The sequence below is a fragment of the Bosea sp. NBC_00550 genome (genome assembly GCF_026020075.1).
GTDB lineage: Bacteria > Pseudomonadota > Alphaproteobacteria > Rhizobiales > Beijerinckiaceae > Allobosea.
Genome location: NZ_CP102772.1, coordinates 3942138 through 3958050, shown reverse-complemented (window position 1 = coordinate 3958050; position 15913 = coordinate 3942138). Strand labels below are relative to the sequence as shown.

Genomic DNA, 15913 nt, shown 5'->3' with positions numbered 1-15913 from the left:
AAGACAGGCTCGTAACATCCACCCCCCACCTTGTGAAGGCGACTTCTTGTGCCGACCCGGCGTCCATGATAGCCGACGCGCGCGCCGCCCGCTGAAAGTGGGCGCAGTCCCGAACGCCGGCAATGGCGCGGGATTTCCCGAGACAGCCTGCCAGAACAAGATGGGACCGATGGCCAACGAACTCCCCAACGGCAATGGCACGGGCGCTGCGGAAGCGGCTCCGAGCTTGAACGCCCTAGTCCAGTACACGAAGGACTTCTCCTTCGAGAACCCCAAGGCGCCGCGCTCGCTCGCCCAGCAGGAGGCCCAGCAGGGCCCGCAGATGTCGCTGCAGGTCAATGTCGGCAGCACCGCGCTCGGTGACGCCGACTACGAGACCGTGCTGCGGCTGGAAGGCAAGGCCGAGCTGAAGGGCGAGACGCTCTTCGCCTTCGACCTCAGCTATGCCGGCGTGTTCCGCCTGCAGAACATCCCGCAGGAGCACATCCACCCCGTGCTGGTGATCGACTGCGCCCGCCTGCTCTTCCCGTTCGCGCGCCAGATCGTCGCCGAAGCGGTGCAGAACGGCGGCTTCCCGCCCTTCTACATTCCGCCGATCGACTTCGCCTCGCTCTACCAGCAGCGCATGCAGGAGCTGCAGGGCCAGCCCGGCGCCACCGCCAACTGACGCCTTCAGGCGCGGAAACGATCAGAGGAAGGGCCCCTTGCGGGCCCTTTTTCATTTGTTGCGGATTATTGTTGTCCTTGCGAAGCCTCCACTGCCTCTCCATTTCGCGCTGATCGATGGCGGACGCCCCAGCAGGGACGCCCGCCTTTTCCGTATCCGATGGAGACCTGATGGACGCCCTTCTGACACTTGCCGCCGACCCCGCTGTCTGGGCCGCGCTCGGGGCATTGATCGCCATGGAGGTCGTGCTCGGCATCGACAACCTGATCTTCATCTCGATCCTGACCAACAAGCTGCCGGAGCACCAGCGCTCGAAGGGCCGCAAGATCGGCATCGGCCTGGCGCTCGTCCTGCGCCTCGCCCTGCTCAGCACCGTCGCCTTCATCGTCAAGCTGACCGCGCCGATCTTCTCGGTCCTGGGCCAGTCCTTCTCCTGGCGCGACCTGATCCTGATCGCCGGCGGCCTCTTCCTGGTCTGGAAGGCGACGAAGGAGATCCATCACAAAGTCGATCCCGATCCCGATTCCGCCCTCGCCGCAGGTGGCGGCCGCGCGGCGACGCTGACCTTCGGCGCCGCGATCTTCCAGATCCTGCTGCTCGACATCGTCTTCTCGATCGACTCGATCATCACCGCCGTCGGCATGACCGAGCACGTCCCGGTGATGGTGATCGCCGTCATCGTAGCGGTGCTGACGATGCTGCTCGCCGCCGATCCGCTGGCGCGCTTCATCGACAAGAACCCGACCATCGTGATGCTGGCGCTCGGCTTCCTGCTGATGATCGGCGGCACGCTGATCGCGGAAGGCTTCGGCGTGCATGTGCCGAAGGGCTACATCTACGCCGCGATGGCGTTCTCGGCCCTGGTCGAGGCGCTCAACATGCTGTCGCGCCGGCCGGCGCGGACCGACATCGGCGGATGAGCCCGCCGGACCGGGCGGCGCGGCCCTACTGGGCCGCGTCGTCGGTGATGCCGAGATAGCCCTTCCAGAGCGGCGCCTTCAGGGAGCCGAGCACGAAGGCCTCATGCGCCTTGAGCGCGGCTTCGTCGAGGCGTGGCGCGAGCGGGCGCTGGCGCTGCGGCTTCTCGACGGTCACGACGGATAGGCCCGCGCGGCCCGCCGCAGCCTCGACGCCGAGGCCGAGCGACGCCTGCTTGCCACCGATCAGCTCGATATAGACCTCGGCCAGGATCTCGGAATCGAGCAGCGCACCGTGCTTGGTGCGGCGGCTGTTGTCGATGCCATAGCGCGAGCAGAGCGCATCGAGGCTGTTCGAGGCACCGGGATGCTTGCGGCGCGCCATCGACAGCGTGTCGACCACGCGAGCCTGCTCGATCGGCGGCAGGCCGAGGCGCTTGAACTCCATATTGATGAAGCCGACGTCGAAGGCGGCGTTGTGGATCACCAGCCGCGCGCCGGCGATGAACTCCGCGAACTCCTGGGCGACGGCGGCGAAGACCGGCTTGTCCGAGAGGAAAGCCTCAGAGAGGCCATGGACGTTGAACGCCTCGACCGGCATTCCGCGCTCTGGGTTGATGTAGACGTGGTAGTTGCGGCCGCTCGGGCAATGGTTGAGCAGCTCGACGCAACCGATCTCGACGATGCGGTCGCCGTTATTGGCTTCGACGCCGGTGGTTTCGGTATCGAGAACGATCTCGCGCATCGGTTCAGGACCTCGCTTGGAATCTCTTGGCCGCGCCGCGCCCGGGCCGGCCGGCGAGCGCCTTCAGGATAGAGCCGACCTCCCGGCCTGCGGCCACGAGCCCATGCGAGGTGTCCACAAGGAAATGGGCATGGCGCCGCTTTTCGGCGTCCGGCATCTGGCGAGAGAGGATCGCTGCAAGCTTCTCGGCACTCATGCCCGGCCGCGCGAGGACGCGCTCGCGCTGAACCTCGGCCGGCGCGGTCACGACGAGAACCGCGTCGCAACGCTCTTCACCGCCGGTCTCTAGCAGCAGCGGCACGTCGATGATCGCGAGCCCCACTCCCTCGCGGCGACAGCGCGCGACAAAGGCTTCCTCCTCCTCCCGCACCAGCGGGTGGATGATCGCTTCCAGTCGGCGCAGCGCCTCCGGGTTGCCGAGGACGGCAGCGCCGAGCTTCGCCCGATCGACCGCACCGTCGATCACCGTGCCCGGGAAGGCTGCCTCGATCGGGGACGCGGCGCGCCCACGATGCAGGCGATGCACGGCCGCGTCCGCATCATGCAGCGGCACGCCACGCTCGACGAACAGGCCGGCCGTCGTCGACTTCCCCATGCCGATGGAGCCCGTCAGGCCCAGTACGAAGGTCATGATCTCTCCGACGAATCAGGCCTTCAGGATATCGGCTTCGATCAAGGCGCGCAGTGCCGGCGTCACCTGCGGCGTCACACCGAACCAGCGGGCGAAGCCCGGCACGGCCTGATGGAGCAGCATGCCCAGGCCATCGACCGGAATGCCGCCGCGCCGTTCGGTCTCGGCCAGCAAAGCGGTCTTCAGGGGCACGTAGACGATGTCGTCGACGATGGTCCCAGGCCGGAGGCCGGAGAGATCGATTTCCAGCGGCGGCTTGCCCTGCATGCCAAGCGCGGTGGTGTTGACGATGAGGTCCGCCTGCCCGACGAGCCGATCGCGTTCGCTCCACTCGCCGGCTTCGAGCGGCCGACCGAGAGCCGCAGCCAGCTCTTCGGCACGTCCGCGGCTGCGGTTGACGATGAGGATGCGACCGACTCCCCGCGCCTTCAGGCCGTAACAGACACCACGCGCCGCACCGCCGGCTCCGAGGATCAGCGCGGTTCCGACCCGTTTCTGCCAGTCCGGCACACTCGCATCGAGATGGGCGAGGAAGCCCGACACGTCGCTGTTATCAGCCAGGATGCGCCCGCCATCGCGCCAGAGCGTGTTGACCGCGCCGACGGCCCTCCCGGCTTCGCTGACCTCATCGACCAGCGCCATCATCGCTTCCTTATGCGGAACTGTGACATTGCCGCCGCTGAATTCGCCATCGCGCAGGCGAGCAACGAAGGCCGGCAGATCGGACGGCGCGACGTCCAGGCGTTCGTAGGAACCGCCGATCCGATGCTGGCGCAGCCATTCGCCATGGATCAGCGGCGAGCGCGAATGGGCAATGGGGTGTCCGACGACGAAGCAGCGAGGCGACATGAGGCAGTCCGATTAACGGGCGAGGCAGCCGAGATCGCGCAGGGCGTCGAGAACGGCGAGCAGGGGGAGGCCCAATATGGTGAAGTGATTGCCTTCGACACGGTCGAAGAGATGCGATCCCAATCCCTCAAGCTGATAGCCGCCGACGCTGGACAGGACCCCAGGACCGACCGTCTCGACATAGAGCCCGATAAAATCGCTATCGAGGGAGCGCATCGTCAGCCGGGCCGTCTCGCGCCCTTCGGCGATCGGCGCACCATTCCTGGCCAGCACGAAGGCGGAATGGAGTTCATGGGTCCTGCCTGCCAGCGCCGCGATCTGCTCGGCTGCGGCAAAGCTGTCGACCGGCTTGTGAAAGGCGATTCCGTCGCAGGTCAGAGTCTGGTCGGCGGCCAGGACGAGACGGCCGGGCCGATCATGAGAGACAGCAAGTGCCTTGGCACAGGCGAGCGCCGCCGCGACCTGATCCGCCGGCACCTTCTTCTCGACGAGCGGGTGCTCGACCGCGCGTTCATCGATCCCGGGTTTCAGGACCTCGACCGGGATACCCGCCGCGGCCAGCATGTCGCGGCGGGTCGAACTCCCCGAGGCGAGGATCAAGGGCTCCGCTTCGAGCCAGAGGCCGGTCGGTACGGTCATGTCGCGATGAACTTCATGCGGTGGTCGCGCAGCAGGTCGACGATCGACGCTGCCGTCTCCTCGATAGAACGGCGGGTCACGTCGATGACGGGCCAGCCCTTGCGGGCACAAAGCCGGCGCGATTGGGTGACCTCATCGGCGACCGCGGCGGGATCGACATAGGAGGTTTCGTCGTCTGCGCGCAGCGAGAGCAAGCGGTTCTGGCGGATCTGAACGATGCGATCGGGGCTGGCGATCAGGCCGACGATCAGCGGCTTCTTCGCACCTTCAAGCTCCGGCGGCAGCGGGATGTTCGGCACCAGCGGGATGTTGGCGGTCTTGATGCCGCGATTGGCGAGATAGATGCTCGTCGGTGTCTTCGAGGTCCGGCTGATGCCGACGAGGATCACATCGGCATTGTCGAGATCGCCGCCCATCTGCCCGTCATCGTGCAGGAGCGTGTAGTTCATCGCGTCGATGCGGCGGAAATATTCGGTGTTGAGCACATGCTGCGCGCCCGGCTTCGTGGCCGAGGCCTGGCCGAGATAGGACTGGAACAGCGACAGCACCGGCTGCAGCACCGAGAGGCAGGGGCAGCCGAGCTCGCGGCAGAAGTTCTCGAGCTTCTCCTGCCATTCCGGCTCGACCAGCGTGTAGAGCACGACGCCCGGCGAGGATTCGATCTCCGCCAGCACACGGGCGAGCTGCGCCTCCGAGCGAACCAGAGGGTAGACATGCTCGATCGCGGAGACGCTTTCATACTGCGCCGCCGCGGCACGGCTGACCGCGATCAGGGTCTCGCCCGTCGCGTCCGACACCAGATGCAGGTGAAAATAGTTACGGACCACGTCGTTCCCCGGCTCGAAGCACTCACTTCATTTAGCGCGCTTTCAGCCGGACCGGAATCGGACATTCGGGCAGAAAGGACCGCCACAGCAGCCGGACCGAGTTTTCCCGGGGCATGGGGAGCGGTGTGGACAACTGCGCATCCAGACGGCCGCCACCGGAGGCCTTGTATAACTCACCCCAACCATCAACAGCCGGCCGGCTGTGCATGGTTAAGGAAGTGTTTCACGTGAATCATTTTGGCGGTCTCGCCGGAGCGGCGGATTCCAATTCGTTAATAAAGCCTTAATGGCCGGTGGCGGCTCCTGCCAGCCCGCGACCCGCTGTCCCACTGCCTGTGGAACGGTTGTGGACAGGATTGGGCCGGGCTATCTCCCCTGTCCAAGAGTCAAAGAAAGAGAGTCTTTCATAGAATCTCTTTTTAGAGAGGAAGCGAGATGGATCGGCGAGCACTCGGAATGGCCAGTGAAATGCCCATCTTCCTTCGGGCTCTCGCTGGCGAGACTCTGCCCGTCCCTCCCGTCTGGCTGATGCGTCAGGCCGGTCGCTATCTGCCGGAGTATCGGGAGGTCAGGGCGAAAGCCGGTAGCTTCCTCGCGCTCTGCTACAATCCCGAACTTGCCGCCGAGGTGACGCTTCAGCCGATCAGACGCTTCGGCTTCGATGCGGCGATCCTGTTCTCCGATATCCTGGTCGTGCCGCAAGCGCTCGGCCAGAAGCTCTGGTTCGTCGAGGGGGAAGGTCCGCGGCTCGAACCCGTCGCTGATGCTGGCCGTCTGGCCGAGATCGATCGCGTTGCCACCGTGAGCCAGCTCGACCCTATCGTGGAGACCGTGCAGCGGGTGCGCCGTACCCTGCCCGCAGCGACAGGCTTCATCGGCTTCTGTGGGGCGCCCTGGACCGTTGCGACCTATATGGTCGCCGGGCGCGGCACGCCGGATCAGGGGCCTGCCAAGGCGCTCTTCGCCAAAGACCCGGAGCTGTTCCAGGCGATCGTCGATCGCATCGTCGATGCCTCGATCAGTTATCTCAACGCGCAGATCGCTGCCGGCGTCGATGCGGTGCAGATCTTCGACAGTTGGGCGGGAGCGCTCGGCCCCGATGATTTCAGGCGCTGGTGCATCGCGCCGACGCGGCGAATCGTCGACGGCGTCCGGGCCGTTCATCCCCAGGCCCGCATCATCGGCTTCCCGCGTGGAGCCGGCAGGCTGATCCCGGAATACGTTACCGGTACCGGCGTCGATGCCGTAGGGCTCGAAACCGATATCGACCGGAGCTTTGCCCGCGAGGCGATCCAGTCGATCGTGCCGGTTCAGGGCCATCTCGATCCGCTCCTGCTCAGGGCCGGCGGAGCGGAACTGGAAAAGGAGATCGAGATGATCCTGACTGCCTTTGGCGACCGGCCATTCATCTTCAATCTCGGGCACGGCATTCTGCCGGACACGCCGATCGCCCATGTCGAGCGGTTGCTGAAGGCGGTTCGGGGCTGAGGATCAGGACATGTATGAGTGGATCAAGGCTTTCCACGTCGTCGCCGTCATCTCGTGGATGGCCGGCATGCTCTATCTGCCGAGGCTGATGGTCTACCATGCCGAAGCCCAGACCGGCTCGATCCAGTCCGAGACCTTCAAGATCATGGAGCGGCGGCTGCTGAAGGGCATCATCAACCCGGCGATGATGCTGACCTGGGTGCTTGGCCTCTACCTCGCTTGGTATGCGTTCGGCTTCAAAGGTGGCTGGCTGCACGCCAAGCTGCTGCTGGTCGTCATCCTCTCCGGTATTCACGGGATGCTGGCCAAACACGTTCGGGCCTTTGCGGAGGATCGGAACCAGAAGCCGGCCCGCTACTTCCGCATGATCAACGAGGTGCCGGCCGTTCTGATGCTCGCAATCGTCATTCTCGTCATCGTCAAGCCGTTCTGAAGGCCTATCATGCTTCCGGCTTGAGTCCCGGCGCATTTCCCGCTATCAGGACACTGCGCTTCTCCAGCGTCCTCCCTGTTGTCGACTATTCGTGAGCGATCTGCCGCTGCAGCAGCTCATGTCGCGCAACCTCCGCGCAGGTCCGGCCAGGACCGAAGTCGATCAATCCAGTACCGTCCCCCGCCCCTGCTGGTTCGCAGGGCGTTCACGATCCGGGTGCCCCATGCGGGAAATCAAGCTTCAAGAGCTCAAGAGCAAATCGCCGACCGAACTGCTGGCTTTCGCCGAGGGGGTCGAGGTCGAGAACGCCAGCACGATGCGCAAGCAGGAGCTGATGTTCGCCATCCTCAAGCAGCTCGCCGCCCGCGAGACCGAGATCCTGGGCGAGGGTGTGGTCGAGGTTCTGCAGGACGGGTTTGGCTTCCTGCGTTCGCCCGATTCGAACTACCTGCCAGGGCCTGACGACATCTACGTCTCGCCGTCGCAGATCCGGAAGTTCGGCCTGCGCACGGGCGACACTGTCGAAGGCCCGATCCGCGGCCCGAAGGATGGCGAGCGCTATTTCGCCCTGCTCAAGGTCAACACCGTCAATTTCGAGGACCCGGAGAAGATCAAGCACAAGATCCACTTCGACAACCTGACGCCGCTCTACCCGGACCAGCGGCTGAAGCTCGAAGTGCAGGATCCGACCAAGAAGGATTTCTCGCCGCGCGTGATCGATATCGTCGCGCCGATCGGCAAGGGCCAGCGCGCCCTGATCGTCGCGCCGCCGCGGACCGGCAAGACCGTGCTGCTGCAGAACATCGCGCAGTCGATCACCACCAATCATCCGGAATGCTATCTGATCGTTCTGCTGATCGACGAGCGGCCGGAAGAAGTCACGGACATGCAGCGCTCGGTGAAGGGCGAGGTCGTGTCCTCGACCTTCGACGAGCCCGCCTCGCGCCACGTCCAGGTTGCCGAGATGGTCATCGAAAAGGCCAAACGCCTGGTCGAGCACGGCCGTGACGTCGTCATCCTGCTCGATTCGATCACGCGCCTTGGCCGTGCCTACAACACCGTCGTGCCGTCCTCCGGCAAGGTGCTGACCGGCGGTGTCGACGCCAACGCCCTGCAGCGGCCGAAGCGCTTCTTCGGTGCAGCTCGTAATATCGAAGAGGGCGGCTCGCTCACTATCGTCGCGACCGCGCTGATCGATACGGGCTCGCGGATGGACGAGGTGATCTTCGAGGAGTTCAAGGGCACGGGTAACTCGGAAATCGTGCTCGACCGCAAGGTGGCCGACAAGCGCATCTTCCCGGCGATCGACATCCTCAAATCCGGAACCCGCAAGGAGGAACTCATCACGCCGCGCTCCGATCTGCAGAAGACCTATGTGCTGCGCCGCATCCTCAACCCGATGGGTCCGCAGGACGCGATCGAGTTCCTGATCGACAAGCTCCGCCAGACCAAACAGAACTCCGAGTTCTTCGATTCGATGAACACCTGAGGGACCTGCCTCGAGAAGACTGATTTGATTCGCCGCCGTATCGATTGCCTAAGCCGGCAGTCGGTGCGGCGGCGAAGTCGTTTTGTGGGCAGACGCTTTTTTGACCAACCGTGGCGCGTTGATCGATTCGGAGTCGGTCATCTTTGTCTGGAGTCGGTTGGTGTCCGCAGGCCGACTAGGTATGACCTCCGCGTTTCTTCGCGCTTTGCCATCTTCCGCAGAGTCATACCGCTGTTCCAAACGGCAGTCGGACGCGCGAACTCGCGCTGAGGGCAACGAGAGGCATTCCCTGATCTCCGATTCGGTAGCGTAATGATTGCCAAAAGGCGGAAGATAGCCGGTTGCTGCTGGTTTGCAGCCGAGCACGCCTAAGCATCAGCGCGGCCGGTGCGAAACGCAGTGCCTCCCATCCGGCGGGCATTGCTGGCAGCACGGGCTGGAAGGCTCGGCAGGGTTTGACTGGCCCTCGCTGGTAAAGCACACCCTCACAAAGCCTCACCGAGCATCGATCAGCCACCATGGCCGCAGCAGATACCGACACATCCGAAGCCCATCCCACCATCGTCGCTTTGTCGTCGGCGCCTGGCCGCGCTGGCGTGGCGGTTGTGCGAGTGTCGGGCCCGCGCGTTCGATTCGTTCTGGAAACGGTTGCAGGAGTCATACCCGAGCCGCGTATGGCGACATTGCGCCGGTTGTCGGATGGAAACGGTATGACCGTGGATACTGCGCTGGTGTTGTTCTTCGCGGCGCCGGCGAGTTTTACCGGCGATGATGTCGCTGAGTTCCACATTCACGGTTCCCGCGCAGTTCTCGCGCGAATTCTGGCCATACTCGCGGCACTACCGGGAGTCAGACTGGCCGAAGCGGGAGAGTTTACCCGCCGCGCCTTCGAGGCGGGAAAGCTCGATCTGGCCGCGGTCGAGGGCCTGGCCGATCTGATCGATTCGGAAACGGAATGGCAGCGCAAGCAGGCGCTGCGCCAGATGGACGGCGCTCTCGGTGTTGTCGCGCAGGCATGGCGGGGCAAGCTCATCGAGGCGATGAGCCTGCTGGCCGCGGAGCTTGATTTCTCCGATGAAGGTGATGTGTCAGGGCCGCTGCAGGAACAGGCGCTGGGGCTCGCGGTGGAGGTTCTGGCGTCGCTGCGCGATGCCCTCGGCAGCTTCGCCATGGGCGAGCGTGTGCGGGAAGGTTTTGTGGTCGTGCTGGCCGGGCCGCCCAATGCCGGCAAGTCGACACTGCTGAATGCATTGGCGCGGCGTGAGGTGGCGATCGTTTCACCCATCGCCGGTACGACGCGCGACGCACTCGAAGTGCGCCTCGATCTCGCTGGCTTGCCCGTCATTCTGATCGACACGGCCGGCCTGCGAGACAGCATCGATCCAATCGAGGCCGAAGGCGTCAGGCGCGCCCGGGCGCTTGTGGATCGAGCGGACCTCGTCCTCGCTCTGCGAAGCATCGATTCGGAGCCGTATCGAATCCATGAAGCTGCTCCGACGCTGCCAATTGCGACGAAGTCGGATTTGGGCGGAGCTGCCCTCCCCGGCGAACGGGCCATCTCGGTCAAAAGCGGCGACGGGCTTTCCGGGCTTCTGACGGAGATCGTTACGCGTTTGCAAGCGCTGGGTCAGGCCGAACCGGCACTCGTGACACGTGAACGCCACCGCGCCGCGGTGACGGATGCGATCACTGCATTGGAGCGAGCCGTGACGGCGGGTCACGGGCAAAGCGAACTGCTGGCGGAAGATATGCGCCTGGCCGTCGTCGCCTTGGAACGGCTGGTCGGCCGCATCGATGTCGAGGATGTGCTCGACCAGCTGTTTTCTGGATTCTGCATCGGAAAGTGACAGCCGGCGTCCCATTTCATCGCTTTTCCGCGATTGCCGTTGACCCACCTGTCTCGCTTCGCTAGCGAAACACCATGTCCATTCATCCGCAGCATTACGACGTCGTCGTCGTCGGTGGCGGCCATGCCGGAACCGAAGCGGCTGCCGCCGCGGCGCGCTATGGCGCGCGCACCGCGCTGGTGACGCATAAGCCCGAGACGATCGGCGTGATGTCGTGCAACCCGGCCATCGGCGGGCTCGGCAAGGGTCATCTGGTCCGGGAGATCGATGCGCTCGACGGGATCATGGCGCATGCCGCCGATTTGGGCGGCATCCAGTTCCGCATGCTTAATCGGCGCAAGGGTCCGGCCGTGCGCGGCCCGCGCGCCCAGGCCGATCGGAAACTCTATCGCCTTGCCGTGCAGGAGTTGCTTGCGCGGCAAGAGAACCTCGACATCGTTGCCGGCGAGGTCTTCGACCTCTTGGTCGACGCGGAGCGCGTCGTCGGCGTCGTGCTGGCGGATGGACGTCGATTCGTTACCGGAACGGTCGTGCTGACAACCGGCACCTTCCTGCGTGGCCTGATCCATGTCGGCGAGACCCGCATCCCGGCCGGGCGCGTCGGCGAAGCGCCGTCCCTCGGCCTCTCGGCCACGCTGGAGCGTCACGGTTTTCCATTGGGACGGCTCAAGACCGGAACCCCTCCCCGGCTCGACGGCCGCAGCATCGATTGGGCGGCGCTCGAAATGCAGGCCGGCGACGAGCCGCCGGAGCCGTTCTCAGCGCTGACCACGGCGATCACCAACCCACAGATCTCCTGCGGAATCACGCGCACGACGCTGGCGAGCCACGAGCTGATCCGGGCCAATCTGCATCGCGCGCCGATGTTCTCAGGCCAGATCGAGGGACGCGGCCCACGCTATTGCCCATCGATCGAGGACAAGGTCGGGCGTTTCGGCGACCGCGACGGCCACCAGATATTCCTCGAGCCCGAGGGCCTGGACGACGACACCGTCTATCCGAACGGCATCTCGACCTCGCTGCCTGAGGATGTTCAGCTTGGTCTGTTGAAGACGATCCCCGGTCTCGAACGCGCGGCGATGCTGCGGCCCGGCTATGCGATCGAGTATGACTTCGTCGATCCGCGCGCGCTGAAGAACACGCTGGAGACTCGCACCATCGGTGGACTGTTCCTGGCGGGACAGATCAACGGCACGACTGGTTATGAAGAGGCGGGCGCGCAGGGCCTGCTCGCAGGGCTCAATGCCGCGCGACTTGCTGGCGGCGCTGAGCCGGTGGTCTTCGATCGGACCCAATCCTATATCGGCGTTCTCGTCGACGATCTCGTCACGCACGGCGTTACGGAACCGTACCGAATGTTCACGTCGCGAGCGGAATTCCGCTTGTCGCTCCGCGTCGACAATGCGGACGAGCGGCTGACGGCGCTGGGTGTCCAACTCGGAATTGTCGGCTCGATCCGACAGGCGGCGTTCGACGACCGGCACCGAGAGATCGGGATGTTGCGCGAGACGCTGCAAAACCTGTGGCTGACGCCTCAGCAGGCAGACAGCGTTGGCCTGCAGCTCAATCGCGACGGGGTGCGACGTAGCGCGTATCAGATCCTCTCCTACCCGGATGTCGATTTCGGGCGGCTAGCGGCGGTTTGGACAGAGTTGCACCGCTGGCCGGCCTCGGTGACGGCGCGCGTCACGGCGGATGCCGTCTATGCGGTTTATCTCGACCGGCAGGCCGCGGAGATTCAGGCCTATCGCCGGGACCAATCGCTGAAGGTCCCCGTCGATCTGAATCTCGACGCCATTTCCGGGCTGTCGAACGAGCTCAAGGCGAAGCTTGCGTTGCAGCGACCGGCTGATCTGGCGCAGGCTGGGAAGATTGAAGGCATGACTCCAGCGGCTTTGACGTTGCTGGCGGCGCATGCGCGAAAAACCCGGGCCGCGGCAGTTTTATCCACAGGACCGACGTGACTGTTGATAAGGAAGACCGTCAGCACGCTTTGCGCTTGACGCCTGTTTCACGTGAAACAGAGGAGCGACTGGCCCTGCTCGTCGCGGAGTTGGAGCGTTGGCAGGCGGCGAAGAACCTCGTCTCCTCGGCAACTCTGTCCGAGGTCTGGACGCGTCACATCGCGGATTCGCTGCAAATCTTCAATCTCGCGGCCGGGTGCGAGCGCTGGCTCGATCTTGGCTCGGGAGGCGGTTTTCCCGGTCTGGTGATCGGCATTTGCTTGGCAGAGCAGGGCCGGGGCCAGATCGATCTTGTCGAGAGCAATGCCCGCAAATGCGCGTTTCTGCGGCACGCGGCTCGCGTCACCGGAGCACCGGTCCGGGTGCATGCGGCACGGATCGAGGATGCGATCGGCGATTTCAACGGCAAGGTCGATGTCGTCACAGCGCGCGCGTTGGCGTCACTGACCCAGCTTCTCGATTGGTGCGAAGATTTATTGAGAAACGGCACTCTCGGCCTCTTTCCCAAGGGACAACATCTAGATGCGGAATTGACCGACTCAGCAAGATATTGGAAGATTCAGGCTACGACGGTTTCCTCCGTGACAGATGCCGCTGCGCGAATCCTGATGGTTCGCTCGGCCGAGAGACGAGCCGATTCATGACTGAGGTTCCATCTGCGACACCATCGCGCCGCCCGCGCGTGATCGCGCTCGCCAACCAGAAGGGCGGCGTCGGCAAAACGACGACGGCGATCAATCTGGGGACGGCGCTAGCGGCGATCGGCGAGAAGGTGCTGATCGTCGATCTCGATCCACAGGGCAACGCTTCGACCGGGCTGGGCGTCGATCGCCGCAACCGGAAATCCTCGACCTATGACGTGCTTTGCGGCGATGTCGGCTTGGGTCAGGCGCTCCAGCCGACGGCTGTGCCCGGCTTGTCGCTGGCGCCTTCGACACTCGATCTGCTTGGCGTGGAGCTGGAGATTGCCTCCGCCAAGGATCGTGCACACCGGTTGAAGACCGCAATCGACGAGCTGTGCTACGACCAGCGCTGCCAGGATTTGACCTATGTCCTGATCGATTGCCCGCCTTCGCTCAGCCTGATCACCATCAACGCGATGACGGCCGCCGATGCCGTGCTGGTACCGCTGCAGTGCGAATTCTTTGCGCTGGAGGGTCTCAGCCAGCTGCTCAAGACGGTGGAGCAGGTCCGCGCCGGCCTCAATCCGCGTCTGATCATCCAGGGCGTGGTGCTCACCATGTTCGATCCGCGCAACAATCTGTCGGGCCAGGTTATGGCAGATGTGAAGAGTTTCCTTGGAGACAAGGTTTATGAGACTGTGATCCCACGTAATGTGCGGATTTCCGAGGCCCCGTCCTATGGCAAGCCTGCACTGCTCTATGATCTGCGCTGTTCGGGGTCGCAGGCCTATCTGCGGCTGGCGTCGGAAGTGATCAAGCGCGAGCGCGCCCTGCGCGCGGCCGCCTGAAGCAAGCAACGAGGTTACGAGGAATGGCGATGGCCGAAGAACAGGGGCGTTCCCGCCTTGGCCGCGGTCTGGCGGCACTGATCGGCGATGTCGGCGAGGAAATCGGCGCGATCGAGCGGGCGCGCGGCCAGCGCCGGGTCCCCGTCGAGTTCCTGCGGCCGAGCGCCCGCAATCCACGCCGCAGCTTCGCCGAGGATGATCTGGAGGAGCTGACGACCTCCGTCCGCGAGCGGGGCATCCTGCAGCCCATCATCGTTCGCTCGATCCCCGGCATGATCGACGCCTATGAGATCATCGCCGGCGAACGCCGCTGGCGCGCGGCGCAGCGCGCCGAGTTGCACGATGTGCCGGTCATCCTCGTCGAGGCTGATGATCGAGAGGCGCTCGAGATCGCCATCGTCGAGAACGTCCAGCGCACGGACCTCAATGCGATAGAGGAAGCCGCCGGCTATGAGCGGCTGATTGCCGAGTTCAGCTACACGCAGAACGATCTGGCCCGCGTCATCGGCAAGAGCCGCAGCCATGTCGCCAATACGTTGCGCCTGTCGAAGCTGCCGGAATCGGTGCGCAAGATGGTGAGTGAAGGCGCCGTTTCGGCTGGGCATGCACGTGCATTGCTTTCCGTTTCGGACCCGGAATTCATGGCGCGCAAGATAGTCGACGAAGGTCTGAGCGTTCGCGACATCGAGCGGGTCGTGCAGGAAGAATCCCGGGGCGAAACGAAAAGTGCCGTCCCGGCGAAGCCCAGGGTGGAGAAGGATCCGGACACAAGAGCTCTCGAAAAGGCTCTCGAGGAAGCCCTCGGCCTTGCCGTTTCCATTGGACATCGTCCCAACGGGTCGGGCGAGGTCAAGATCGGCTACAAGACGCTCGAACAGCTTGACGCGCTCTGCCGCCGCCTGAAGGCCTGATCAGTCCGCTCGATTGGTTCGCCCGACACGGGCAAGCGTCCACAAGGCGCGGGTTGCGATAGCGCGGCCCATATCGGCGCTCTGGCGCGTGGCCAGGATGGCGTTGCCGAGCAGGCCGACCGCATCGTTCAGCTTGGCGCTGGACCAGGTATTGAGGGCGGCTTCCGTGGTCGCGATGCGCGGATAGGGCAGGCGCATGGTTCCCACGACGTCCCTGACACCTCGCCCGGCATCGATCGCCTGACGGGCCTTGAGCAAGGCCAAGGCCTGGCGCAGCACGGCGCCGAGCATCACGCTGGGGTCGAGCCCCTCGCTGCTGAGCTTGGCCTGGGCGAGATCGAGCACGGGCAGCTTTCCGGCAAAGACGGCATCGACGAGCATGGCCTGCTCGCGCTGGGCGGTGTCGCCGACAACCGCTTCGACATGTTCGGCGAGGATGGCGGGCTCCGAGCCGACATAGAGCAGAAGCTTCTCGATCTCCCGGCGCGAAGTCTGCCTGTCGCCCCCCAGCAAACCGGCGAGATGATCCCGGGTGTTCCTGTCGATCGACTTCGCGGCGCCCCGGACCATCTCGTCGATGATCGTGCCGAGATCGCGGGCGGCATCGCCATAGCACGGCACTGCGAGGGCGGTCCTGGCCCTCTCGCAGGCCGTGCGCAGCGGGTTCGTACGCTGGAGATCGCCGGCTTCGACGATGACGAGCGCGTCCTGCGAGGGCGTCGCCAGCAGCGGCTCGACGGCGGCCTGCAAGGGCTTGGATGTCGGGGAGACGCGAATGGCGCGCCGGCCGCCGAAGAGGCCGATGGTGTTGGCTTCGTCGACCAGTCTCAGGGGATCGGCGGCCACGACATCGCCGTCCATGCGGATGAGCTGGAAAGCATCGTTCGGATCGTCGACGCTGGATCGGCCCAGCGCGCTTGCCCGCTCGGAGACGAGCCCCGCATCGGGGCCGTAGATCAGGACAAGGCGCCAGGCCGGATCGAGGCGCGCCAGCGTGCGTTCCGCCTCATGGGCCTTGATCGCGACCATGACCGA

Annotated in this window: 16 protein-coding genes; 10 read left to right on the top strand and 6 right to left on the bottom strand. The window is 64.7% G+C overall.

The features are described from left to right. Positions 1-169: 169 nt before the first annotated feature. Both secB and NWE53_RS19040 read left to right on the top strand, forming a co-directional pair. On the top strand, positions 170-667 hold the full coding sequence (gene secB / locus NWE53_RS19045; RefSeq protein WP_265050934.1) for a protein-export chaperone SecB: 498 nt from the start codon (positions 170-172) through the stop codon (positions 665-667). A 170-nt stretch (positions 668-837) separates the two neighbouring features. Further along, positions 838-1587 carry a TerC family protein gene (locus NWE53_RS19040; protein WP_265050933.1) on the top strand — a complete coding sequence of 250 codons (750 nt, stop codon included), beginning with the start codon at positions 838-840 and terminating at the stop codon, positions 1585-1587. Between the two features lie 25 nt (positions 1588-1612). Here the strand turns inward: NWE53_RS19040 and dnaQ are convergent, their stop codons facing one another. From dnaQ to NWE53_RS19015, 5 genes are read right to left on the bottom strand one after another with little or no spacing between them, the layout of a single operon-like run. Further along, on the bottom strand, positions 1613-2329 hold the full coding sequence (gene dnaQ, locus NWE53_RS19035) for a DNA polymerase III subunit epsilon (protein ID WP_265050932.1): 717 nt from the start codon (positions 2327-2329) through the stop codon (positions 1613-1615). A 4-nt stretch (positions 2330-2333) separates the two neighbouring features. After that, on the bottom strand, positions 2334-2960 hold the full coding sequence (gene coaE, locus NWE53_RS19030) for a dephospho-CoA kinase (RefSeq protein WP_265050931.1): 627 nt from the start codon (positions 2958-2960) through the stop codon (positions 2334-2336). A gap of 15 nt (positions 2961-2975) precedes the next feature. Next, positions 2976-3809, bottom strand: a complete 834-nt coding sequence (locus NWE53_RS19025) for a shikimate dehydrogenase (protein WP_265050930.1) — start codon at positions 3807-3809, stop codon at positions 2976-2978. A 12-nt stretch (positions 3810-3821) separates the two neighbouring features. After that, complete coding sequence (locus tag NWE53_RS19020; RefSeq protein ID WP_265050929.1) at positions 3822-4448, bottom strand: Maf family protein; 627 nt, start codon at positions 4446-4448, stop codon at positions 3822-3824. Then, the gene (locus NWE53_RS19015) at positions 4445-5275 is read right to left on the bottom strand and encodes a pyruvate, water dikinase regulatory protein (protein ID WP_265050928.1); all 831 of its coding nucleotides are present in this window, start codon (positions 5273-5275) and stop codon (positions 4445-4447) included. The genes NWE53_RS19020 and NWE53_RS19015 overlap by 4 nt, the downstream gene beginning before the upstream one ends. 468 nt (positions 5276-5743) lie before the next feature. Here NWE53_RS19015 and hemE point away from each other — a divergent pair, with 468 nt between their 5' ends. The 8 genes from hemE (at position 5744) to NWE53_RS18975 (ending at position 14878) form a co-directional block, all read left to right on the top strand. Beyond that, positions 5744-6763 (top strand): uroporphyrinogen decarboxylase, encoded by a 1020-nt coding sequence (hemE, locus tag NWE53_RS19010; RefSeq protein WP_265050927.1) that lies wholly within the window; start codon positions 5744-5746, stop codon positions 6761-6763. Positions 6764-6773: 10 nt separating this feature from the next. Further along, entirely contained in the window at positions 6774-7196 is a 423-nt protein-coding gene (hemJ, locus tag NWE53_RS19005) for a protoporphyrinogen oxidase HemJ (RefSeq protein ID WP_265050926.1), read from the top strand. Positions 7197-7419: 223 nt separating this feature from the next. Beyond that, positions 7420-8685 carry a transcription termination factor Rho gene (gene rho, locus NWE53_RS19000; protein ID WP_265050925.1) on the top strand — a complete coding sequence of 422 codons (1266 nt, stop codon included), beginning with the start codon at positions 7420-7422 and terminating at the stop codon, positions 8683-8685. 518 nt (positions 8686-9203) lie between these two features. Further along, positions 9204-10532 (top strand): tRNA uridine-5-carboxymethylaminomethyl(34) synthesis GTPase MnmE, encoded by a 1329-nt coding sequence (gene mnmE, locus NWE53_RS18995; RefSeq protein ID WP_265050924.1) that lies wholly within the window; start codon positions 9204-9206, stop codon positions 10530-10532. Positions 10533-10606: 74 nt separating this feature from the next. Next, positions 10607-12496, top strand: a complete 1890-nt coding sequence (gene mnmG, locus NWE53_RS18990) for a tRNA uridine-5-carboxymethylaminomethyl(34) synthesis enzyme MnmG (protein ID WP_265050923.1) — start codon at positions 10607-10609, stop codon at positions 12494-12496. Further along, positions 12493-13140, top strand: coding sequence for a 16S rRNA (guanine(527)-N(7))-methyltransferase RsmG (gene rsmG, locus NWE53_RS18985; protein ID WP_265050922.1), 648 nt, complete (start codon positions 12493-12495; stop codon positions 13138-13140). Before mnmG ends, rsmG begins: the two co-directional genes overlap by 4 nt. Beyond that, the gene (locus NWE53_RS18980) at positions 13137-13967 is read left to right on the top strand and encodes a ParA family protein (protein ID WP_265050921.1); all 831 of its coding nucleotides are present in this window, start codon (positions 13137-13139) and stop codon (positions 13965-13967) included. Before rsmG ends, NWE53_RS18980 begins: the two co-directional genes overlap by 4 nt. A 29-nt stretch (positions 13968-13996) precedes the next feature. Beyond that, on the top strand, positions 13997-14878 hold the full coding sequence (locus NWE53_RS18975; RefSeq protein WP_265050920.1) for a ParB/RepB/Spo0J family partition protein: 882 nt from the start codon (positions 13997-13999) through the stop codon (positions 14876-14878). On the opposite strand, the gene holA is transcribed toward NWE53_RS18975, so the two are convergent. Continuing rightward, positions 14879-15907: a DNA polymerase III subunit delta gene (gene holA / locus NWE53_RS18970; protein WP_265050919.1), complete on the bottom strand. Its 1029-nt coding sequence runs from the start codon at positions 15905-15907 to the stop codon at positions 14879-14881. Positions 15908-15913 lie beyond the last annotated feature (6 nt).